Source organism: Pseudoxanthomonas sacheonensis, assembly GCF_031455975.1.
Lineage (GTDB): Bacteria > Pseudomonadota > Gammaproteobacteria > Xanthomonadales > Xanthomonadaceae > Pseudoxanthomonas_A > Pseudoxanthomonas_A sacheonensis_A.
Genome location: NZ_JAVDTT010000004.1, coordinates 25622 through 47733 on the forward strand (window position 1 = coordinate 25622; position 22112 = coordinate 47733).

Annotated in this window: 16 protein-coding genes and 1 pseudogene; 12 read left to right on the forward strand and 5 right to left on the reverse strand. The window is 64.7% G+C overall.

What is annotated here, in order from left to right:
• Window positions 1-46 precede the first annotated feature (46 nt).
• Window positions 47-385 carry a YciI family protein gene (locus J2W94_RS14690; RefSeq protein WP_310094973.1) on the forward strand — a complete coding sequence of 113 codons (339 nt, stop codon included), beginning with the start codon at window positions 47-49 and terminating at the stop codon, window positions 383-385.
• Between the two features lie 52 nt (window positions 386-437).
• On the opposite strand, the gene J2W94_RS14695 is transcribed toward J2W94_RS14690, so the two are convergent.
• From J2W94_RS14695 to J2W94_RS14705, 3 genes are all read right to left on the reverse strand, one after another.
• Window positions 438-1346: a 3-keto-disaccharide hydrolase gene (locus J2W94_RS14695; protein ID WP_310094975.1), complete on the reverse strand. Its 909-nt coding sequence runs from the start codon at window positions 1344-1346 to the stop codon at window positions 438-440.
• Between the two features lie 61 nt (window positions 1347-1407).
• Complete coding sequence (locus J2W94_RS14700; protein WP_310094977.1) at window positions 1408-2037, reverse strand: gluconate 2-dehydrogenase subunit 3 family protein; 630 nt, start codon at window positions 2035-2037, stop codon at window positions 1408-1410.
• Window positions 2034-3719: a GMC family oxidoreductase gene (locus J2W94_RS14705; RefSeq protein WP_310094980.1), complete on the reverse strand. Its 1686-nt coding sequence runs from the start codon at window positions 3717-3719 to the stop codon at window positions 2034-2036. Before J2W94_RS14705 ends, J2W94_RS14700 begins: the two co-directional genes overlap by 4 nt.
• A 151-nt stretch (window positions 3720-3870) precedes the next feature.
• On the opposite strand from J2W94_RS14705, the gene J2W94_RS14710 reads away from it, so the two are divergent.
• The 8 genes and pseudogenes from J2W94_RS14710 to J2W94_RS18215 form a co-directional block, all read left to right on the forward strand.
• Window positions 3871-4803 carry a sugar phosphate isomerase/epimerase family protein gene (locus tag J2W94_RS14710; protein WP_310094982.1) on the forward strand — a complete coding sequence of 311 codons (933 nt, stop codon included), beginning with the start codon at window positions 3871-3873 and terminating at the stop codon, window positions 4801-4803.
• A gap of 4 nt (window positions 4804-4807) precedes the next feature.
• Window positions 4808-6613, forward strand: a complete 1806-nt coding sequence (locus J2W94_RS14715) for a GMC family oxidoreductase (protein ID WP_310094985.1) — start codon at window positions 4808-4810, stop codon at window positions 6611-6613.
• A complete protein-coding gene (locus J2W94_RS14720) occupies window positions 6613-7236 on the forward strand; it encodes a gluconate 2-dehydrogenase subunit 3 family protein (protein WP_310094988.1) in 624 nt (207 codons plus the stop codon). The genes J2W94_RS14715 and J2W94_RS14720 overlap by 1 nt, the downstream gene beginning before the upstream one ends.
• 109 nt (window positions 7237-7345) lie before the next feature.
• A complete protein-coding gene (locus J2W94_RS14725; RefSeq protein ID WP_310094991.1) occupies window positions 7346-7987 on the forward strand; it encodes a 3-keto-disaccharide hydrolase in 642 nt (213 codons plus the stop codon).
• A 65-nt stretch (window positions 7988-8052) separates the two neighbouring features.
• Window positions 8053-9237, forward strand: coding sequence for an MFS transporter (locus tag J2W94_RS14730; RefSeq protein WP_310094994.1), 1185 nt, complete (start codon window positions 8053-8055; stop codon window positions 9235-9237).
• Between the two features lie 35 nt (window positions 9238-9272).
• Window positions 9273-10325 (forward strand): sugar phosphate isomerase/epimerase family protein, encoded by a 1053-nt coding sequence (locus tag J2W94_RS14735; RefSeq protein ID WP_310094996.1) that lies wholly within the window; start codon window positions 9273-9275, stop codon window positions 10323-10325.
• Window positions 10322-11479 (forward strand): Gfo/Idh/MocA family protein, encoded by a 1158-nt coding sequence (locus tag J2W94_RS14740; RefSeq protein ID WP_310094999.1) that lies wholly within the window; start codon window positions 10322-10324, stop codon window positions 11477-11479. The genes J2W94_RS14735 and J2W94_RS14740 overlap by 4 nt, the downstream gene beginning before the upstream one ends.
• Before the next feature lie 236 nt (window positions 11480-11715).
• Window positions 11716-12018, forward strand: a pseudogene (locus J2W94_RS18215) (heme-binding protein); the annotation flags it as partial.
• A 417-nt stretch (window positions 12019-12435) separates the two neighbouring features.
• Here J2W94_RS18215 and J2W94_RS14750 read toward each other — a convergent pair.
• Window positions 12436-13263, reverse strand: coding sequence for an AraC family transcriptional regulator (locus tag J2W94_RS14750; protein ID WP_310095005.1), 828 nt, complete (start codon window positions 13261-13263; stop codon window positions 12436-12438).
• Between the two features lie 113 nt (window positions 13264-13376).
• Between J2W94_RS14750 and J2W94_RS14755 the strand changes: the two genes are divergently transcribed.
• A complete protein-coding gene (locus tag J2W94_RS14755) occupies window positions 13377-14147 on the forward strand; it encodes an alpha/beta fold hydrolase (RefSeq protein ID WP_310095006.1) in 771 nt (256 codons plus the stop codon).
• Window positions 14148-14697: 550 nt separating this feature from the next.
• On the opposite strand, the gene J2W94_RS14760 is transcribed toward J2W94_RS14755, so the two are convergent.
• Window positions 14698-17157, reverse strand: a complete 2460-nt coding sequence (locus tag J2W94_RS14760; RefSeq protein ID WP_310095009.1) for a glycoside hydrolase family 2 TIM barrel-domain containing protein — start codon at window positions 17155-17157, stop codon at window positions 14698-14700.
• A 542-nt stretch (window positions 17158-17699) separates the two neighbouring features.
• Here J2W94_RS14760 and J2W94_RS14765 point away from each other — a divergent pair.
• Together J2W94_RS14765 and J2W94_RS14770 are read left to right on the forward strand one after the other, a co-directional pair.
• Window positions 17700-20189 carry a sialidase family protein gene (locus J2W94_RS14765; RefSeq protein WP_310095012.1) on the forward strand — a complete coding sequence of 830 codons (2490 nt, stop codon included), beginning with the start codon at window positions 17700-17702 and terminating at the stop codon, window positions 20187-20189.
• Window positions 20189-22102, forward strand: a complete 1914-nt coding sequence (locus J2W94_RS14770) for a glycoside hydrolase family 97 protein (protein WP_310095016.1) — start codon at window positions 20189-20191, stop codon at window positions 22100-22102. Before J2W94_RS14765 ends, J2W94_RS14770 begins: the two co-directional genes overlap by 1 nt.
• Window positions 22103-22112: the final 10 nt, after the last annotated feature.

Genomic DNA, 22112 nt, shown 5'->3' on the forward strand with positions numbered 1-22112 from the left:
GCGCTCGATTCACCAGCAGCTGGCTATCGAGCAGAGGAGAGGAGAGATGACGCGATATCTGATCTCGTTCGATGACGGATCGATGACGTTTCCCGAGGAGGATTTCCCCGCTGTGGCCGAGGCGTCGCACGCAGTTGTGCGTGAGGCCAAGGCGGCTGGGGTCTGGATTTTCGGCGGTGGTATCCTGAACCAGCAGGCGAGCGTCATCGCCAGCGATGGCTCGGTCTCCGATGGACCGTACCCGGAGACCAAAGCGGTAATCGGTGGCTTCTCTATCATCGAGGTTCCATCCCGGTACGAAGCGCTGAGATGGGCGGCGAAGATAGCCTCGTCCTGTCGTTGTGCCCAGGAGGTGCGCGAGATTATGGACGATCCTGAGTCCTGATCGGACTTGTGGCGCCGCCACCGCGCATCAGCAGTTCATGAAGATGCGGGTGCTATTTTTCTGGCTTCGCGCCTTTCGCGTAAACACAGCTTTCAGGCACGGATTTGACGTGATAACGCTTGTAGTTGCTTGCGCTGCGGTCCATGCAGCCGGCAAGGTTGAGCAGTTCCACTTTGCGGAACTCGATGGGATGCGATTCGCTCTGCAATGAGATGTAGCCGCCTTCGATCAGCTTTCCGTCGGGTTTGTCGGCGGGATCGAAATCCGCTACTGCGCCGCCGCCGAATTGCGGCAATGCGTACTCGAGCACTTCTTCGCCATTGACGACATGGGTGATCTGGCCGCTGCCCAGCACCAGTACTTCGGCGCGGACCCATTGGTCGCCGTCGAAGGTCTTCGACGCGGAGTTGAGGCAATGTTCGGGATAGATCGAACCCTCATACACGACATCCGTTCCCGGCGTGCATAGATTCATGGTCGAGCGCGCTTTGCCATCGCTTAAGCCCCCTAAGAATTGCACTTCGATGGAAATGGGGAAGTCCTGATTAAGCCCCATCGTGCGCGGGTGCGGCGAATGCAGCATCGCGCCGCTGTTGCGCAGCGCCCAGACCCCGGGGCCATGTGGCGCTTGCTCACCGACGAAGCGGTATTCCACCACCAGGCGATAGTAGGAAAACGGATCCTTGTAGAAGAGGTGCCCAAACTTCTTGCCGAAAGACTCGTACTGGTCGTAGCGCACCTTGAGCAGCCCGTCTTCGACACGGAATGTGTTTGCGAAGTTGTCCCCTAGCGCGTGCCCCGTGATCTTCGGCGTCCACCCGTTGAGATCCCGGCCGTTGAACAGCGTGATCCATTCCTCCTTCTCAGCAGAGGTGTCCGCCGCGGCGCCGCCCGCGAACAGTGAGCCTAGAAGGAGAACGCAGCAGTGCGAGCGCGTGATGAGTCTGGAATGCAAATTCACCCGTCAGTCCTGTTTGAGATGTGGGGTTACTGCGTTAGTCGCTTTCGCGCCGTTGAAGGAATCAGAATCGATAACTTATCTCGGTGGCCCAAGTCTTGCCTTTCCCCGCCTGCGTCAGTGGCACACACGCGTGATACGCGCCGGGAACCGGGCGGTACTGCAATACCTGGGTGGCGCCGGGTTCGGAGATGAAGTAGCCGAGCATCGTGAGCTCTTTCATCGTGAGGATGAAAGGACGGCCCCGCTCGGCGACGGGAAGGTTCGACGCTCGATCCACCTCGACCGCCGGGTCATGCACCTGTTTCACCAGCGCCGCGCGCAGCGGCGGCTCCAACTCAAGGAAGGCGCGCCCGTGTTCGCGCTTGGCTTGGGTTTCAAGGTCCGCGAGTCCGGCGAAGAAGCGCGCCTGCTCATCCTTGGGGTAAACGTCCTTCAACATTTTGTCGATGAAGGCCGGAATACCGACATCCTTTGCGCCCGGGGTATCCGTGCGCGGAATCATGATTTCGGCGACTTCCGCCACCAGCGCGGCCTGCGCTTGGGTGAGGAACGTCGGCTTCCATTCGGCATCCGTCGGCGGCTCGGCCGAACAGCCGGCGAGCATGCCAAGGATGGCCGGCGCCGAAACGGCGCCTCCCATCATCAAGGCGACGCGGCGTATCGCCTCGCGGCGGTCGATGTCGGTCTTCATAGGTTCATCCGTTTCAGTTCCTGGACGGCGTGATCGGCGGCGCGCGCCGTCAACGCCATGTAGGTGAGCGATGGGTTCTGGCATGCCGAGGAGGTCATGCAGGAACCATCGGTGACATACACGTTCTTGCAGGCATGCACCTGGTTCCAGGCATTGAGCACGGACGTTTCCGGATCCCGGCCCATGCGCGCGGTGCCCATCTCATGGATGCCGATGCCCAGTACGTCGCCGCCGTCGTACTCGTGGACATCCTTGAATCCCGCGGCTTCCAGCATCGTTGCGGCCTCGGCCGCCATGTCCTTGCGCATCTTCAGCTCGTTCTCGCGCAACATCGCGTCGAACGTCAGCACGGGAAGTCCATGCTTGTCTTTGCGCGCGCGATCGAGGGTGACGCGATTGTCGTGATACGGAAGGACTTCGCCGAAACCGGTCAGTCCCATGTGCCACGGCCCGGGCTCCGCGGCCTTCGTTTTCAGGTCCGCGCCCAGGGTGGGATCTTCAAGCAGTCGGGTCCATCCCGAACGCCCGGCACCGCCCTGATAGCCGAAACCGCGCAGGTAGTCGCGCTTGTCCTTTCCGATATTGACGAAACGCGGAATGTAGATGCCGTTGGGCCGCTGGCCGCTGTAGTACTTGTCGTCGAAGCCTTCGGCAACCGCCGAGGCGCCGGCGCCCAGGTGATGATCCATGACGTTGCAGCCGAGCTCGCCGCTGTCGTTGCCGAAACCGTCGGGAAACCTGCTGGAGACGGAGTTCATCAGGATTTGCGTGGAACCGAACGTGGACGCGCACAGGAAGATCACCTTGGCGTGGAATTCTAGCTGCTCGTTCGTTTCCGCATCCAGCACGCGCACGCCGCTGGCCCTGTCGTTCTTCGCGTCGTGGATGAGCTCGTAGACGATCGAATTGGGCCGCAACGTCATGTTTCCGGTTTTTTCCGCCGCAGGAAGCGTGCTGGAGTTGCTGCTGAAGTAAGCCCCGAACGGACAGCCGCGCCAGCACAGATTGCGGTACTGGCAGGTGCCGCGCTGCGGGCTGTGCGCGAGCGGCGCGGTGAGATTCGCGGTCCTGCCAATGGTGAGCGCGCGGCCCATTTTGTCGGCAAGCGCCTGCTTCAGGTGCAGCTCGACGCAATTCAGCTCCATCGGCGGCAGGAATTTGCCGTCCGGCAATTGCTCGTAGCCTTCCGCCTGGCCGCTCACGCCGATGAAACTCTCCACGCGGTCGTACCACGGCGCGAGCTCCTCGTAGCGGATAGGCCAATCCACCGCGACACCGTCTTTCGCATTCGCCTCGAAGTCCATCGGACTCCAGCGGTACGACTGCCTACCCCACATGATGGAACGGCCGCCGACGTGATAGCCGCGCACCCAGGCGAAAGGCTTCTTCTCGATGTAGGGATGATCGATATCGTTGACGAACCAGTGTTTGGTCGCCTGCGAGAGCACACCGCCGCGTTGGGCGACCGATTGTTTCTTGAGATCCTCTTGCGTGGGACGGCCGCCATAGGGCAATTCCCAGAGCGGCAGGGTGGCGGTGGGATACTCGCCATGCTCCACCATCCGCCCGCGATCGAGCACCAGGGTTTTCAGTCCCTTCTCGGTCAGCTCTTTCGCAGCCCATCCACCGCTGATGCCGGTGCCGACCACGATCGCGTCAAAGGAATTGTTGTTGGCTGGCATGCATGCGCTTCCTCAAGCTCGCTCGATCAGGACTCTACCGCGAAAAGTAGGTAATATCGCAACGCCAATCAAGACGAGCGTCAAATAATGGGCGGCGCAATGAAGTTGTCGCGACGCAACATTACTCGATGGATATCAACCTATATATTTTTTGAAGGGGCAGGGAAACACGATGTTGACTCGACGTGCATTTCTCCAACGCAGCTCACTGGCGCTTGCCGCGATGACTTCCCTTGATGCTTTTGCCATGAGTGCCGCGCAACCGCGCCTAGGTCCTCTGAACAAGCCGGTCGGACTTCAACTGTGGACGCTCCGCGACGAGGTCGCGAAGGACCTACTGGCCACCCTTAAGGCGGTCAGTGCGATCGGGTATGGCGAGGTCGAGTTCGCGGGCATACCAAAAGCGACCACCGCGCAGGTGCGCGCCATGCTGGCGGACAACGGCCTAGCGGCTCCCAGCATGCACTGCGGCATGGCCGATGCGCAGAAGGACCTGCAGCAGCGCATCGATTATGCAAAGGCAATCGGCGCGCGTTACCTCGTGATTTCGTTTCCGTCGACCGCGGATGAGCGTTTCAAGGACGGCAATGCGCTGGCGGCCGGCATGACCCTGGACGATTGGAAATGGAATGCCGAGCAGCTCAACCGCATAGGCGAGCTCACGCGCGAGGCCGGCATCACCTGCGGCTACCACAACCACAACATGGAGTTCCGCTCCTACGACGGCGTGGTGGCCTATGACGAATTGTTGCGGCTGACGGATGCGAAGCTGGTGACGATGGAGCTCGATATCGGCTGGGTCGCCGCCGCCGGCGCCGATCCGCTGCGGCTACTCACCGTCCATGCGGACCGGATTTCGTCCCTGCACATCAAGGACGTACGCAAGGACGCGAAAACGGGCGTCGATCGCGTCGATACCCAGACCACCGAAATCGGCAACGGCCGGGTGGACTGGCCGAAGCTGTTCGCGGCCATGGATCCGCAGCGGATCCGCCATTACTTCGTGGAGCAGGAGAATTTCGAACGGGCGCCGCTGGAAAGCGTGAAGCTGAGCTTCGACTACCTTCGCCGTCTGAAAGCGTGACGCCGTGACTTTCATAACTGCGGGCGACATCAAGAAGAAAACGTATGACGTGATCGTGGTGGGCTCCGGCGCGGCCGGGGGCCAGACCGCCTACACGCTGTGCATGGACGGCGCCCGGGTGTTGATGCTCGAAGCCGGGCGCAACTACACGCCTGAGTCCGAAACCCCGATGTTCCAGACCCCGGAACAGGCGCCGCTGCGCGGTACGTCGACCCCGGAAAAAGCGTTCGGTTTCTACGACGCCACCGTCGACGGCGGCTGGCAGGTGCCCGGCGAACCGTACGTCAATGCAAGCCAGGACGATGCCGGCCGGTTCGACTGGTGGCGCGCGCGCATGCTGGGCGGCCGCACCAATCACTGGGGTCGGATCTCGCTGCGCAACGGTGCTTACGATTTCAAGCCCTATAGCCGCGACGGTCTGGGCTTCGACTGGCCGATCGATTACGCCGATGTAGCGCCGTACTACGACAAGGTCGAAATGCTGATCGGCGTATACGGCGACAACGACGGTCTGGAGAACACGCCCGATTCGCCTGCCGGCGTATTGCTGCCGCCGCCCAAGCCCAAGGTCAGCGACCTGCTGGTACAGCAGCGCGCCGGACGCCTGGGGGTTCCGGTGGTTGCCGGCCATCGCGCGGTGCTGACCCGGCGCCTGGATGCGGACAACCTGCCGGCCAAGCTGCATCCGGGCAATCCGGAGGCGCAGCGCATCCTGCGCGAGTCGATGCTGCGTCGCGCCGCCTGTTGGTGGGCGACGCCTTGCGGCCGCGGCTGCTCGACCGGCGCCAACTACCAGTCGACCACCGTGCACCTGCCACCGGCGCTGGCGACCGGCCGCCTGGACATCGTCTGCGATGCCATGGTGCGCGAGGTGGTGCTGGGCGCGAACGGCAAGGCCGAGGGCGTGCGCTTCATCGACAGGACCAGCGGTAAGGAATTCGCGGCCTCCGCGCGCGTGGTGGTGCTTGCGGCCAGCGCCTGCGAATCGGCGCGGATCCTGCTCAACTCCAAATCCACCTCGTTTCCCGATGGGCTGGCCAATTCCAGCGGCAAGGTCGGCCGTTATCTGATGGACACCGTCGGCACCAGCCTGAACGGGCAGATACCGTTGCTGGAGAACCTGCCGCTGCACAACGAGGACGGCGCCGACGGCGGCCACATGTATTCGCCGTGGTGGCTCTACAAGGAGCAACTGGCCGGCAAGCTCGGTTTCGCGCGCGGCTACCACATCGAGTTCGGCGGCGGCCGACGCATGCCCGAGATGCATACCGGCGCCGGGCTCGAATGGCTCACCGGCGGCAGCTACGGTCAGAAGTTCAAGCAAGACATGCGCCGCTACTACGGGTCCTTCGTCGGCTTCGCCGGTCGCGGCGAGATGATTCCGAACGAGCATTCGTATTGCGAGATCGACCCGCAGGTGAAGGACAAGTGGGGCATCCCGGTGCTGCGTTTCCACTGGCAGTGGTCCGAGCACGAAACCCGCCAGGCCGCGCACATGAAACGCACCTTCGCCGAGATCATCGAGGCGATGGGTGGGCGCGTGCAGGGCCAGGTCGAGACCGACGGCGCCAAAGCCATCCATGCGGGCGGCTCGATCATCCACGAACTGGGCGGCGCGATCATGGGCGCCGATCCGAAGACTTCGGTCACCGATCGGTGGTGTCGGACCTGGGACGTGGACAACCTCTACATCACCGACGGTGCGGTCTTCGCGTCCAATGCCGACAAGAACCCGACGTTGACGATCATGGCGCTGGCCTGGCGCGCCTCCGACCACATGCTGGCGCGCATGCGCCGCAAGGAGCTTTGATGGACCGCCGCACTTCGCTGAAGTGGATGTTGAGCGCGGCAGCGCTGCCGATGATGCATCTGGCCGGCTGCAGTTCCGAGCCGCCGCCGAAACTGCCTTCGGGCGTGGGCTACGGCACCGACCCGGATCTGCTCAAGGTCTATGGACCCGGTTCGGTCTGGCCGCTGACGCTGAGCGAACAACAGCGGCGCACCGCCACCGCGCTGTGCGACCTGATCGTCCCGGCCGATGCGGAGGGGCCGGGCGCGGTCGCGGTCGGCGTGGTCGATTTCATCAACGAATGGGTCAGCGCGCCGTATCCGCAACAAGTCGCCGATCGCAAAGTGATACTGGTCGGATTCGACTGGCTGGACGCGCAGGCGGACCAGCGCTTTTCGCGCAGCTTCGGCGAATCCAGCGCGAGCCAGCGCAGCGCGATCTGCGACGACATCAGCTATCTGCCCAGGACCCGCGCCGAATTCAAGCAGGCCGCGGAGTTCTTCGCCCGTTATCGCGATCTGACCATCGGCGGGTTCTGCACCTCGCCGCAAGGTCGGCAATACCTGGGCTATGTCGGCAACGTGCCATTGGCCAGTTTCGACGGTCCGCCGCCAGAGGTTCTGAAACTCGTGGGGGTGGGCTGATGCCGCCGATCACGCGTCGCGCGCCGCAATGATCACGATGTTCACGCCGACGGCGGCATCGTGCCGATTCCTGCCGGCTGTGCGCCGGTCCGCCTTGAGGAGATATCGCATGTACATTCGTTTGCTCGGCGCCTGTCTGCTGGCCTTGGTCGGTTGCATGAGCGCGCACGCTGCAAAACCGAAAGGTTACAGCTGGCAACCATTATTCGATGGCAAGACGCTGGACGGCTGGCGCGCCAGCGAGGCGCCGGGTTCGTTCGAAGTGCGCGACGGCGCGATCGTGGTGCGGGGTCCGCGTTCGCATCTGTTCTACGTAGGCGCGGTGCAGAGTCACGATTTCCGCGACTTCGAATTGCAGCTGGAGGTCATGACCAAGCCCGGCGCCAATTCCGGCGTCTATTTCCATACCGCCTGGCAGGACGAAGGTTGGCCGGCCAAAGGCTATGAAGTGCAGGTCAACAACAGCCAGAGCGACCCCAAGCGCACCGGCGGCCTGTACGCGGTCGAGGACAACTATCAGGCGCCGGCCAAGGACGATGTCTGGTTCACGCTGCGCATCCGCGTCGAGGGTCGTCGCGTCCGCACCTTCGTCGACGACAAACAGATCGTCGACTACACGCAGCCGGAGCACCCGGAGCGACCGGCCGACATGAGCGGCCGGGTGCTATCCTCGGGCACCTTCGCGCTGCAGGCGCACGATCCGGACAGCGAAGTGCATTACCGCAACATCAAGGTGCGCCCGCTGCCATAAAGCATGCTTCGATAAAGCATGTTGCCCTGAAGCCTTCGTCCCATTCGCCATTCGCGGAGAAACGTATGAACCCGCAGCGCCTGTTCGTCGCCAGTTGCATCGCCCTGTTGGCCACCGCGATGTCGTTCGCCATCCGCGGCGACATCATGGGCGAGCTGGAACTCGCGTTTGGGCTCGACAAGATCCAATTGGGCTGGATCAGCGGCGCCGCATTCTGGGGCTTCGGCCTGTCGATCCTGTTCGGCGGCACGTTGTGCGATCTGCTGGGCATGGGGCGGCTGCTGAAACTGGCGGCAGTAGGGCATATCGCCGGCGTGTTGCTCACCGTGTTCGCCACCGATTTCACCATGCTGTTCGCGGCCACCGTGCTCATCGGCATCGCCAACGGCTTCGTCGAGGCTGGCATCAATCCGCTGATCGCCACGCTGTACCGCGACAACAAGACCGCGCGACTGGTCAAGCTGCACGCCTGGTTTCCGGGCGGCATCGTGGTCGGCGGCGTGCTCGCCTTCGCCTTCACCCAGCTGGGCCTGAACTGGCAGTCCAAGATGCTGCTGATGCTGCTGCCCTCGGCGATCTACGCGACGATGTTCTTCGCCCAGCGTTTTCCGGAGACCGAACGCAAGGCGGCGGGCGTTTCCACCGCAGCCATGTATGGCGAACTCAAGCGCCCGCTGTTCCTGGTGGTGTTCGTCTGCATGTGGTTGACCGCGGCCACCGAACTCGGCCCGGGGCAATGGGTCAGCAATATCTTCAACGAGGTCATGCACAGCACGCTGCAGGCCGGCGTACTGCTGCTGGTATGGATCAACGGCATCATGTACGCGCTGCGGCAGTTCGGCGGAGGCCTGGCGCATCGCTTCTCGCCGGTGACGTTGATCGCGGTGACGGCGCCGATCGCGGCGCTCGGGTTGTGGCTGTTCGGGCGTGCCGATACGCCGGTACTGGCGTTCGCCGCCGCGGCATTGCTGGCGGTGGGCACCGCGTTCTGGTGGCCGACGATGCTGGGGCTGACCTCCGAGCGCTTCCCGCGCGGCGGCGCGCTGGCGCTGGCGGCTGTCGGCGCGGCCGGCGCGTTCTCGACCGCGGTGGCCGGCCCGGTCATGGGCTGGATCAACAATACCTACGGCGCCGCGCACGTGTTGCCGATGTGGGCGGTGCTGCCGATCGCCATCGCATTGATCTTCGGCATCGTCCATTGGGTCGATCGCGCCCGCGGCGGCTATCGCATCGAACGCGTCGATGCATGAATAAGTTGGTGCATGAATAATTAGGAGTTTTCGCTATGCCACGTCCTGTCACGCTCTTCACCGGGCAATGGGCCGACCTCTCGCTCGACGAACTCGCCAAGCAGACCGTTGCCATGGGCTACGACGGTCTGGAGCTGGCGTGCTGGGGCGATCACTTCGATGTCGAACGCGCGCTGGCTTCGCCGGACTACGTGCATCAGCGCTGGAGCGTGCTGCAGGCGCAGGGGTTGTGCTGCCATGCGATCGCCAATCATCTGGTCGGGCAGGCGGTCTGCGACCTGATCGACGAGCGGCACCGCGCGATCCTGCCGCCGGAAATCTGGGGCGACGGCGAGCCGGAAGGCGTGCGCCAGCGCGCCGCCGCGCGGATGATCGACACGGCCAAAGCCGCGCGCGCGTTCTTCGATGCGCGGCCGGGCGCGGCGGCGATCGATTTCCCGGCGACGGTCACCGGCTTCACCGGCTCGTCGATCTGGCATGCGGTCTACGCCTTCCCGCCGACCTCGCAGGCTTATCTGCAGCAGGGCTTCGATGATTTCGCACGGCGCTGGCGGCCGATTCTCGACGCCTTCGATGCGGTCGACGTGAACTTCGCCTTGGAAGTGCATCCCACCGAGATCGCATTCGACATCGCCAGCGCGCAGCGCGCACTGGAAGCGGTCGACCACCACCCGCGCTTCGGCTTCAACTTCGATCCTTCGCACTTCGCCTACCAGGGCGTGGATTACATCCGCTTCCTGCGCACCTTCGGCGAGCGCATTTTCAACGTCCACATGAAGGACGTCTGGTGGGGGCGCGGCGACGGCAGCGTGGGCGTGTTCGGCGGCCATACCGATTTCGGCGACGCACGCCGCCACTGGGACTTCCGTTCGGTCGGGCGTGGCGACGTCCGCTTCCAGGACATCATCGTCGCCTTGAACGACATCGGTTATCGCGGCCCGCTGTCGGTGGAATGGGAGGATGCGCGCATGGATCGCGTGCACGGCGCCACCGAGGCCGCGGCCTACGTGCGCCGGCTCGATTTCCCGCCCAGCGCGGTGGCGTTCGATGCGGCTTTCGAGGGTCGCGGCCGTGGAGGGATGGGGTGACCGGACGCAAGCTTCGCTTCGGCATGGTCGGCGGCGGCCGTGGCGCGTTCATCGGCGCCGTGCACCGGATCGCCGCGCAGATGGACGGGCAGGCCGAACTCGTCGCCGGCGCCTTCTCATCGGACCCGCAGCGCTCGCGCGATTCGGCGGCCGATCTGTTCGTGTCCGCCGAACGCGCGTACGGCAGCTATCGCGACATGGCGGTGGCCGAGGCGGCGCGCCCGTCCGGCGAGCGGCTGGACTTCGTGGTGATCGTCACCCCGAACGACCAGCATTTCCCGGCCGCGACGTTGTTCCTGGAGCACGGCTTCAACGTGGTCTGCGACAAGCCGGTCACGCTGACGCTGGCCGAAGCGCGCGCCTTGCGCGAGGCGGTCGCGCGCAGCGGCAAGGTGTTCGTGCTGACCCACAACTACACCGGCAATGCGATGGTGAAACAGGCGCGCGCACTGGTGCGCGGCGGCGCGCTCGGCACGCTGCGCAAGGTGGTGGTGGAGTATTCGCAAGGGTGGTTGGCGAGCGACATCGAAAGCGGCGGCCACAAGCAGGCCTCTTGGCGCACCGACCCGGCGCGCAGCGGCGCGGCCGGATGCATGGGCGACATCGGCGTGCACGCGGAAAACCTGGCGCGCTACGTCACCGGCTTGCGCATCACCGAACTGTGCGCCGACCTCACCACCTTCGTGTCTGGTCGTCGCCTGGACGATGACGGCAATCTGCTGCTGCGCTTCGAAGGCGGCGCGCGGGGCGTTCTTCACAGCTCGCAGATCGCGGTGGGCGAAGAGAACAAGTTGAGCCTGCGTGTGTACGGCAGCGAGGCTTCGCTGGAGTGGCAGCAGGAACATCCCAACGAGTTGGTCGTCAAATACCCGGACCGCCCGCGCGAGATCCTGCGCCGCGGCAATGGTTATGTCGGCGAGGGCGCGCAACGCGTGACGCGCATCCCGGCCGGGCATCCGGAAGGCTACCTGGAGGCCTTCGCCAACCTGTACCGCGAAGCTTTTCGTGCGATCGCCGCGGAAGTCGCTGGCGAGCCGCTGCCGGACGATCTCGATCTGCCCGGCATCGACGACGGCGTCAGCGGTATGGCCTTCATCGAGGCCGCGGTGGCCAGCGCACGACAAGGTGCGGCATGGGTGCCCGTCGCCTCATAGCAATCGTTCCCTAGCAGCGAGAGCTGCCGCGATGGCGCTTGCGAGCTGGCAAAGAGCGCAGCGACAAGGAACATTACGCCGTGGCCGGCCAGCTGCAATGCAGTGCTTTCCGCTACTGGCCAAAAGCGGGCATCACCCCGGACCAATAACAGGAGAGCAAGATGACATCGATGGTTTCCGCCGGCCTTATTGCTATGGCCGCCTTGTTAGTAAGCGCGGGATCGCAGGCGCAGACGATGCGGCCGTTCCTCGATTTCAAGACAGCGGACGCCATCCGCGACCATTGCCTGGCCAATGCCGGACAGGCCGGCCATGCGGTCGCTGTCGCGGTTTTCGATGGTAGTGGCGACCTGGTGAGTTTCTCCAACCATGGCGCTTCGCCGGCTGCCGCTGCCTTGGCGCAGTGGAAAGGACGCTCCGCGGCGGTCTACCGGAGTTCGACGCGCGACACCGCCACCTGGAACACGCCGACTGCGCCGATGATCGCCACCATGGAGGGCGGGGTGCCGCTGTTTGCCCGCGACGGTACGGCGATCGGCGGGGTTGGCGTTTCCGGTGCGTCATCAGAGTTCGATTCCGAATGCGGAACCCGGGCGGCGGAGGCAGCGAATCTGCTGGTTTCGCGCCCGAAACCGAAGTCGGATTAGCTATCGACGCCGATGCGATATACCGCTGCCTTCATTTCGGGACTGGCATCGGGAGCGGTGCGGCAACCTGCCACAACCTCGACGTTATCACGCGAGGCGGAGGCTGAAATCGCGTCCACGTCGCTAGAGCCATTCCTGTGCACAATACCGTCGGCTCGCCGATCTCAATGTCTGCCGAAAGCTGCCGAAGCGGCCAACTTATGCTTTTCTATGGGCGGCCAACTTATGGTTACTCCCACAGTTTTCGGGTTTCTACATAGATCGGCCGCTTTGGCCGATCTATGAGAGAAATCTCGCAAGTTTGGCCAACTAAGGAACAGCCCGTCCCCGCCATTCCCTCGGCGAAACCCTCACCTGCGCCTTGAACGCCCGTGACAAGGCCGACTCGCTCGCGTAGCCCACTTCATCCACCAGCAGCTTCAAGGGTTTGCCGCTCCGCAGCCCCTTCTGCACCAGCAAGATCCGCCACCGCTGCAGGTACTCGCCGGGCGTGCTGCCCACGGTGCTGCGAAACGTCTGCGCGAAGGAGCTGCGCGACATGCCGGCAGTCGCGGCCAGTGTCTCCAGCGTCCAGTTTTCACCGGGCCGCTCGTGCATCGTGGTGATCGCGCGGCGCAGGCGCGGATGCGCTAGCCCCGACATCAATCCTGCGTGCCCCTGCTGTCCTTCCATCTGATGCCGCAGCACCTGGATCAGCACCAACTCGAAAAGGCGCGCCAACACTTCGCCACGGCCGCAGCGCTGGTCGAATGCCTCTTCGAATAGCAGGTCCAGCAACGGGCGCGCACTGCCCAGCTTGTCCAGCGGCAGGCAGACGAAGTCCGGTAGCGCGGCCACGAGTGGATGTTCGGCCGCGCCGTCGAAGCCGAGGTCGGCGCAGGCCAATTCCGCGCCCTCAGGGTCGTCGATCACGAAGCGATGGGCGCAGGGCCGCGGATACAGCAGCAGGCTGGGCTCGGTGAGGGTGATCGGCTTGCCCGCGGCGTGGTGCACGACCACGGTGCCGCGCCGGACCAAGTGCAACTGGCCCAGGGTTCCGCGCGGCGGCAGTTCGTGGATGCCGCACAGGGCGCCGGCGTGCAGGATGGATGCCCGCACCGGGAAGTGACCCAGCAGAGCCTCAAGTCGGTCGGTCATTCTTGGACTCATTGATAAGTTATATGGACTTTACAGTACGCAAACGCCAAATGAAACGAGGATAGTAGCGTCACCGGGAACGACCCGGCCCACCCACTCTTAAGGAGCCACCCATGAACATCCTCGCCCCCTTGGTCCTCGCTACCGCCCTCAGCCTGGGCACCGCGTCTGCCGCCACCCCCACTCCGATCGCCGATACCCGCCCGACCGTGGTGCTGGTCCACGGCGCCTTTGCCGACGGCTCGTCATGGAACAAGGTCATCCCTCTGCTCCAGGCCCAAGGCTTGAACGCGATCGCGGTGCAGAACCCGCTGACCTCGCTGGAAGACGACGTGACCTTCACCAACCGCGTCGTCAACGCGCAGTCCGGCCCGGTCGTGTTGGTCGGCCATTCCTGGGGTGGCTCGGTCATCACCCAGGCCGGCGGTCACGACAAGGTCAAGGCCCTGGTCTACGTCGCCGCCTTCGCGCCTTCGCTCAATGCCGCGCCGGTGGTCGACACCAAAGACTTCCCGACTCCACCGGGCTTCGCCCACTTCATCGCCGACGCCGACGGTTACCTGACCCTGCCCGCCGACGCAATCGCCCGCGACTTCGCGCAGGACGTCAGCGCCGAGGAGGCAAACCTGATCCACGCCACCCAGGGCGCTGTGCGTGGCGCCAACTTCGAACAGCCCGTCACCGTGGCCGCGTGGACCAGCAAGCCTTCGTGGTACATCGTTGCCGCTCAGGACCGCATGATCGACCCGGGTGCGCAGCGTGCGTTAGCCAAGAAGATTCGCGCGACAACCGTGGAGCTGCAAACCAGCCACGTGCCGATGGTGTCCGACCCCGAATCGGTGGCCAAGGTGATCGTCGAAGCAGCACAAGCAGCGGCGAAGTAATCCGGGCAAGGATCGCTGCCGGGGGTTGCAACGACCCCCGACAGCTTGTCGAAGCATAGGGTATGTCGTCTCAGTCCGTTATTCGGCCCAAGCACGCAGGGCAGGTCGCAGCGCGGCGAAAACTCGAGGAATCTTGAGGTTCCCTCGCTAGTAGCGCCCAACAGTTCATTCAAGCAGACGCCGCTCTGCGGTGCGACTTAGTTCAGCGTTCTTGGAATGTCCCGCTTCTGGCCGATAGCGGCCATTCGTTGCCGTGTGTTCGAACCGCCGCAAATGTCCTTCCTGCCCGAATCGGACGTTGTTGCATCCCACGTTCGGGAAGTCCAATGACAGTGGTCCAGCGCCAATTCGCCGCAGTCCAGCGCCGCGACAGCGGACTCGTTTTGCATTCCGTGGGCCAACGCATCTAGCGATGGCTCGCTGCCATCGCAGGCATCCTTCGCATGCTCTCGCGAATTGCGCACTCCGGGCCATGCGGCATCCGGCGTCGCAGCTGTTTTCCCTAAGAAGTCCCCGTCGCCGCGGTGCGGCTGAGAATCGATCCATCCATTCAGAAGGACTGCGGCGCGACCGCGTTCAATCGCACTTGGCGGGACGGCAAGCCTTCGGCCTCGATGTCGACCACGATGGGTCCGGCCTGGGTGCCGGCGCGGACCACGGCGACCACTCGTCCGTGGAAGGTCTTGCGTTGGCCGGACTGGAAGCTGGAAACGTCTATTGGATTGCCGTTGCCGATACCGGCCAGGGTTCCTGCGCCGCGCACGCGCACGCGTATCTGCCTGTCGTCGTCGCCGGCATAGATCGGCGTGCCGTCGGCGTCGTGCAGTTCCACGGCGACGTAAACCAGATCCTCGCCATTCGCCGTGAGCTGCGACCGGTCCGCCGTCGCGACGGCGGCGGTCGGCTGGCCCGCCGTGCGCAGTTCCCAGCGACCGGCCTCGCGTCCGTCGCGATAGCCCACCGCGAGCAGGCGTCCCGGTGCGTAGGGCACCTGGTAGACAGCCTTGTATTCGCTGTCCTCGCCGATCGGCTTGCGACCCAGGCTCTTTCCGTTGAGGAACAGTTCCGCTTCCGGAAATTCGGAATAGATCACCACTTCCTGGCGCTGGCCTTCCTGTCCCGGCCAGGTCCAGCTGGGATGCACGTCGTCCAGCGACCAATCGAGGTGCGGCGGCGTGATCGGATACAGGTGCCGGTCGGGCAGGTCCTCGGTGCCCTTGGGCTGCCGGACGAATGCGGAGATGGGCGATGCGCCAGTCTTCCAGACGACCTGGCGGTAGTAGGCCGCCGGACGCATGCGCCCGGTCGCGTCGATCTCGCCGCAGTACGCCAAGTGCCAAGGGTAGGGGCCCAGCTTCTGCCAGTCCTGGCTGTACCCCATCCAGCCGATGCCGGATTCGCCCAGATAGTCCACCGCGGTCCAGACGAAGTCGCCGATCACCCACGGCATGCTTTCGACCGCGCGCCAGTAGGAAAAGAGATCCTTCGACGTGGATTCGGAGGTGTACATCGTCAGCTTGGGAAGCCGCTCATGCTCCTTGGCGAAGAGATGGGCGTGATAGTTGTAGCCGACCACGTCCAGTACCACAGCCTGGTTCGTGCTCTTCGGCGGGTCGGCGTTGATGCCTTGGGTGACCGGCCGCGTCGGGTCGAGCTCGCGCACACGCTCGGCGAGCTTGCGGCCGGTTTCGACGCCCTCGGGCGTGCCGTCTTCGGGAATCTCGTTGCCGATGCTCCAGAACAGCACGCTGGGATGGTTGCGGCCGCTGACGACCAGACTGTCGATGGCGCGCGGCCAGTCTTCGGCGAAGAAGCGCGAATAGTCCTGCGGCTTCTTGCTCTTGTTCCAGCTATCGAAGGCTTCGTCGATGACCAGCATGCCCAGTTCGTCCGCCGCGTCGAGCGTGGCCTGGCTGGCCGGATTGTGTGCGCTGCGGAGGGCGTTGTAGCCGGCGGCTTTCATCAGGGCGACCTTGCGTGCGTCCGCGTCGGCCGCGCCCGCGGCGCCGATCATGTAATTGTCGTGATGAATATTGCCGCCGCGCAGCAGCACCCGCTGGCCGTTGATGCGCAGGCCGTTCGCGGCGTCCAGAGAGATCGTGCGGATCCCGAAGCGGGTCCGCCTCTCGTCGACGGTCGCCCCGTCGATGCGGATTTCCTGCACCAGGGTGTAGAGATTGGGGGAGTCCGGAGACCACAGGCGCGGCTGGGTCAGGATGAGTTCCTGCGATCCTTCCGCGCGCGCTTCGGCGGGCACCGTCTGCGTCTGCCTGGCCTCGGCGACCGTCTCGCCGCTGGCCGCCACTATCCGGGTCACCCATTCGGCGGACTGCGCCTTGTTCGATCGGTTGGCGATGGCCGCGCTGACCGAGACCACGCCCCGGTTTTCGGTCGCCACTGGAGTGGAGACGAATACGCTTTCGGGTTCGATGTGGACTGGATCGAGAAGCTCCAAGGCGACCGGCCTGATGAGCCCCGAGCCGGCATACCAGCGCGACGATGGATCGGCGTGGTCGACGCGCACGACGATGGTATTGCTGCCGGCGCGGACCTTGCCGGTCAAATCAACGGAAAAAGCGGTATAGCCGTAACGATGCTTCTTCAGATGTTCGCCGTTCACCCAGAGGTCGGCGTCCATGTACACGGCTTCGAAGTTCAGCCGAACGATGCGGGAAGCCTCGGTCGGCGTAAGCGTGAGGTGGCGGCGATACCAGCCGGTGCCGCCTGGCAGATAGCCCGAATCCTGGCCGCTGATGGCGTCCGAATCGAAAGGCGCGCTCCTATCGGGGCCGCTCCGGTCTGCTCTGTCCATGATCGAGAAGTCGTGCGGTACGGTCACCCGCTGCCACGTCTGGTCCTCGAAAGTACTTCGTTCCGCGCCCGTGACCTCGCCGGCATGGAACAGCCAGTCCTGCGACAGGTTGCGGACTTCCGCCCAAGCCGGCGAGGCGGACATCGCCATGAGCAGTGCGGCCGCCAGGCGCCGTTGCTTGGCCGCAGTCGTTCTCATGTTGGGTCTTCTCCTTAAGTCAGTTCTGCTACCAGGGACCCACCGTCGCGGCCGAATCGCAGCAGGCTGCGCCGGAGCGGTTTTTCGGATGAGCCCACGGACGAAGCGATCCTTCGGAATGGGGTTGCGGAAACCGGATCCGTCGATCGCGCGGCGGCGCTGTACGGGGTTGATGCTACAAAACATAGCAATGCTTAAAAAATAACAATATCGCCAATACCGATATCTTTTCGGATATGGATTCTCCAGCTGTGGAATCGAACCAAAAGCGATGGGCGCGTCACATATATATCGATTCGTATATCGATGCTGATGTTTTACGCATTTGTCGCATATCTATGCAGCCCGCAGAATCAGGGTGTTCCAGCTGCCTGGGCAGCTGCATTTTCATCAGGAGGGGATTCCTGTCCATGAAATTAGCCCGTCGACCATTTGCCCCATCCGCGGTCGCGGCGGCCTCGCTTCTCTTAGGGGAGCCAAGGGCTGCGGCGCCATCTCTTCAAGAGCATTGCTCCTCTCTTGAACCCGAAGTGGAGTAAGCGATGACACAACAATATCTGCGGGGCATGGTGGCCCTGTCCGTTCTGTTCGGCCTGGTGGCCTGCGGTGGCGGCACAACGTCGTCATCTCACGCTCCCGCGCCCAAAGCCGCAGCCGCTGCGACGCCGCAGCGAGTAATGGCAGGCCCACTCCCAGCGAGGCGGATGGGCGACAAGACCTGGAACAGCGTGAAGTTCGGCGGCGGCGGCTACGTCAGCGGCCTGGTCTTCCACCCGACCACGGCCAACCTGCTGTACGCGCGCACCGACATCGGTGGCGCTTACCGCTGGAACCAGGGCGCGTCGTCCTGGACGCCCATCACCGATGGTCTGGGCTTCGGTGCAGCCGAGGCCCGGTACCACGGCGTCGAAAGCATCGCCGTCGATCCGAACAACGACCAGCTCGTCTACATGGCCGCCGGCATGTACACGTCCGAAGGCAACGGCCGCCTGTATTTCTCCAGCGACCGCGGTGACCAATGGACCTACGTCACCCTGCCTTTCCCGCTGGGCGGCAACAACCCCGGCCGCGCCATCGGTGAACGCCTGATGGTCGATCCCAACAAGCCGTCGACGCTGTTCTACGCCACGCGCACGGCCGGCCTATGGAAGAGCGTTGACTCCGGCCTCACCTGGGCACAGGTCACGTCGCTGTCGAGCGCCAAGTTGACCCAGGACCAGGTCAATGCCTTGGGCATCGGCAGCGCGATGGGCGTCGAGACGGTCGTCTACGACACCGGCACCAAGGGCAGCGGCACGGCCACCCAAACGATCTACGCCCCCATCGCGCCGGACTACGTCCAGACAGCGGGCCTGGCCTCGAACCTGTACAAGTCCAGCAACGGCGGCGCCTCGTGGACCCCGGTCTCAGTCCCGATCTCCGGCTATCACATACCGCACATGGTGCGCGCCGCAGACGGCGTGTTCTATGTCGTGTTCACCAAGGAGACCGGGCCGGGCGCTGGCGGCCCTGCCCGGCTCTACAAGTTCGACGGCAACAACTGGACCTTGCTGAAGGACCCGAACAGCGGCGGGACCGGGACGGGCCTCGGCCTCGGCGGCGTGTCCGTCTCCGGCACCGGCACGAGCACCCGCATCGCACTGGGCGTGACCAACTCCTGGGGCAACTACAGCGGTCAGCAGGCCATTCAGTGGTCCGTCGATGGCGGCAAGACCTGGCGCGAGATCGCGGCCACCATGCCGCGTACGCCGGCCGACGGCGCCTTCTGGGGTTGGCCCGACGATGTCGAGATCGATCCGCTCAACCCCGACCGCGTGCTGCACGTCCATGGCGGTGGCATCTGGGAAACCCGCAACGCCTCCTCGACCACGCCGAGCTGGACCGAGGCGATCGACGGCATCGAGGAGACCGCCGTCCTGGGCGTGGCCACGCCTCCGGCCGGCGCCACGTACACCGTGATCAACACTATGGGCGACGTCGGCACCTGGGTGCACACCAACCTCGCGACCAAGCCGACGCTGACGCCGGCCACTGGCTGGAGCAACGGCTTCGCCGCCGACATGGCGTGGTCCGATCCGCAGTACATGGCCACCATCGGCGTCGTCCTGGGCAACAGCACCAGCTACGGCGTGTGGTCCGGCGACGGCGGCAAGACCTGGGCGAAGTTCGCCACCTACCCGACGGGCGTCGCGGAAAACAAAGGTGGGGAAGCGAGCATCGCCATCACCGCGCGCAACAAGGCGGTCTGGGCGCCCGGCTATTCGGTGCCGTCCTACACCACGGACAACGGCGCCACCTGGGTGCCGACCAATCTGCCGGCGATCAACAGCATCTTCCCCCGCGCCTATCATCTGGTCGCAGATCGCAAGAACCCGAACAAGGTCTATGCCTACGATTCCGGCGGCCACTGGTGGGGCACGCCGGGCAAGGTCTACGTGTCGACGGATGGCGGCCACACATTCACGTTGAGCCAGGGCTCGGTGGCCGCAGGGCTGGCCCCCAACTACTTCGCGAACACCTCACTGGCGGTCAACCCCAACGCCGAGGGCGAGCTCTGGCTGGCCGATGGAAACGCCGTGTACCACTCGGTGGATTCAGGAGCGACCTGGAAGAAGCTGAGCCAGTTTGCGTCGATCATGGGCAGCAATCCGTGGCCCGACGTCCAAGGCGCCACCTTGGTGGCATTGGGCAAGGCAGCGCCTGGTGTGGCGTACTCGGCCTCGGTCTACGTGGTGGGCGTGGTGAACGGCGTGTGGGGCGTGTACCGCTCCGATGACGCCGGCGTCACCTGGACTCGCTTCAACGACGACGCTCACCAGTTCGGCGGCATCGGCGTGATGGCGGCCGATCAGAACCTCTACGGACGCATCTACGTGAGCGGCACCGGCCGCGGCCTGTTGTACGTGACCGCGCCGCAGGTGTCGCAGGTGTCGCAGGAACGCGCCGCAGTGCGCGTGCAGACAGGATCCAGCAGTGCGTCACAGCAGCCTTGGTCGCGCGACCGGCTCCATTTGTACAGAAGGGAACGCTGATGAAAGCACTCGCGGGAATGGTTGTTGCGGTCTGGGCGGTGGCAGCAGGTTCGGCCTTCGCGGGGCAGGTGGCGATCCCGTCGCCGGCCGGCCATGCGGAGATCCGCATCGAAGACGATGCCAGCCGGTTCTCGGTGCGGTGGCGCGGGGAAACCGTCGTCGCCGCTTCTCCGCTGGGGCTGGAACTCGACGACGCGCCAGCGTTCGGCACTCTGACCCTCGAGCGCCGCGAAGATACCGAGGTCGATCGCGAGATCCCGCTGGTCGCGACCAAGGCCTCCGTGGCGCGCGACTACTACCGCGGCACCACGCTAACGTTCCGCGAAACCGCCGCGCCCAAGCGAAAACTCATCCTCGACGTGCGCGCCTACGACGACGGCGTCGCCTTTCGTTATCGCATCGACGATCCGGCGCCGGTGCGGCTGAAGGACGAGCGCACCGCCTTCGTGCTCGCCGGCGATCCGCAGTGCCTGGCGACCGAGGTCAACGGCTCGCACGAGATGCTGTTCGAACGGCTGGCGGTTTCGCAACTGTCGACGGACAAGCCCTACGACGTGCCACTGGTGTGCACGGCTGCGTCGGGCCAGGCGTCGTTCGCGATCGCCCAGGCGCATCTGCAGGGTTATGCCGGCGCTTCGCTGCGGCGCGAAGGCGACGCGCTGCGCGTGCGGCTGTCATCGGTGCCGAAGCGGCCCGGGCCGGCCTTCGTCTCCGACGGCGGCCTGCGCACCGCCTGGCGCGTGGTGATGTTGGGCAACCGACCGGGCGACATGATCGCCTCGCACCTGATCGGCAACCTTAACCCGCCTCCGGAGGGCGACTTCGATTGGGTCAAGCCCGGCAAGGCGGCGTGGGACTGGTGGTCCGGGCCGTTGGAAGGCGTGAAGCCGGACACGGCCACCTACCGTCGCTTCATCGACTTCGCGGCGGAGTCCGGGTTTCCCTACTATCTGATCGACGCCGGCTGGTCCCTCGGCGCCGGCCCCTGCTGCGAGGCGCGGCCGGAGACCGACATCACCCGCGCCGCCGCAGGCGTCGACATGCCGGCGCTGGTGCGCTACGCCGCCGACAAAGGCGTCGGCCTGCTGCTGTGGGTGCACTGGGCGCATTTGGAGCCGCGCATGGACGAGGTGCTCGACACCTACGCGCGCTGGGGCATCAAGGGCGTCAAGGTCGACTTTATGGACCGCGACGACCAGCAGATGGTCGCGTTCTACCAGCGTCTCGCCGCTGCGACCGCCCAACGTCGCCTGCTGCTGGACCTGCACGGCGCCTATGTGCCGGCCGGGCTGCAGCGCAGCTATCCCAACTTCATCACCCAGGAAGGCGTGCTGGGCGCCGAATGGAACAAGATGGACAAGCGCGTCACGCCACGGCACAACCTGATGCTGCCGTACACGCGCATGCTCGCCGGCCCGATGGACTACACGCCCGGCGGCTTCCGCCACGTCGCGCCGTCCAAGTTCGAGGTGCGCGCGGTGATGCCGCTGACCCAGACCACCCGTGGCCAGGCACTGGCGATGTACGTGGTCTACGACAGTCCTTTGCAAATGGTGTCCGACGCTCCGGAGGCCTATCAGGGCGCGGAGGGTTTCGAGTTCGTCCGGCGCGTACCCACGGCATGGGACGAAACGCGATTCCTCTCGGGCGAGCCGGGCCGTGACATCGTGCTGGCACGGCGCTCGGGCGCTGATTGGTACGTGGGCGCGATGACCGCCGACGAAGCCCGCACCGCGCGGGTGCCGTTGAGCTTCCTGCCTGCGGGTAACTACCGCGCGACGGTGTGGGAAGACGGCGAGGCGCTCGACCAAGTCAAGCGCAGCGAGCGCATCGTGACCACGCGCGACACGCTCGCGCTGCGCCTGTCGTCGGCCGGCGGCGCTGCCGTGATCCTGGAGCTTACGGACCAATGAAGGCGAGGTA

Excerpts from the sequence above, each read along its gene's own strand:
- J2W94_RS14705 (WP_310094980.1), bottom strand. The coding sequence starts at position 3,719 with ATGCCAGCCAACAACAATTCCTTTGACGCGATCGTGGTCGGCACCGGC.
- J2W94_RS14720 (WP_310094988.1), top strand. The coding sequence starts at position 6,613 with ATGGACCGCCGCACTTCGCTGAAGTGGATGTTGAGCGCGGCAGCGCTG.
- J2W94_RS14690 (WP_310094973.1), top strand. The coding sequence starts at position 47 with ATGACGCGATATCTGATCTCGTTCGATGACGGATCGATGACGTTTCCC.
- J2W94_RS14725 (WP_310094991.1), top strand. The coding sequence starts at position 7,346 with ATGTACATTCGTTTGCTCGGCGCCTGTCTGCTGGCCTTGGTCGGTTGC.
- J2W94_RS14770 (WP_310095016.1), top strand. The coding sequence starts at position 20,189 with ATGAAAGCACTCGCGGGAATGGTTGTTGCGGTCTGGGCGGTGGCAGCA.
- J2W94_RS14765 (WP_310095012.1), top strand. The coding sequence starts at position 17,700 with ATGACACAACAATATCTGCGGGGCATGGTGGCCCTGTCCGTTCTGTTC.
- J2W94_RS14735 (WP_310094996.1), top strand. The coding sequence starts at position 9,273 with ATGCCACGTCCTGTCACGCTCTTCACCGGGCAATGGGCCGACCTCTCG.
- J2W94_RS14700 (WP_310094977.1), bottom strand. The coding sequence starts at position 2,037 with ATGAAGACCGACATCGACCGCCGCGAGGCGATACGCCGCGTCGCCTTG.
- J2W94_RS14730 (WP_310094994.1), top strand. The coding sequence starts at position 8,053 with ATGAACCCGCAGCGCCTGTTCGTCGCCAGTTGCATCGCCCTGTTGGCC.
- J2W94_RS14760 (WP_310095009.1), bottom strand. The coding sequence starts at position 17,157 with ATGAGAACGACTGCGGCCAAGCAACGGCGCCTGGCGGCCGCACTGCTC.
- J2W94_RS14755 (WP_310095006.1), top strand. The coding sequence starts at position 13,377 with ATGAACATCCTCGCCCCCTTGGTCCTCGCTACCGCCCTCAGCCTGGGC.
- J2W94_RS14750 (WP_310095005.1), bottom strand. The coding sequence starts at position 13,263 with ATGACCGACCGACTTGAGGCTCTGCTGGGTCACTTCCCGGTGCGGGCA.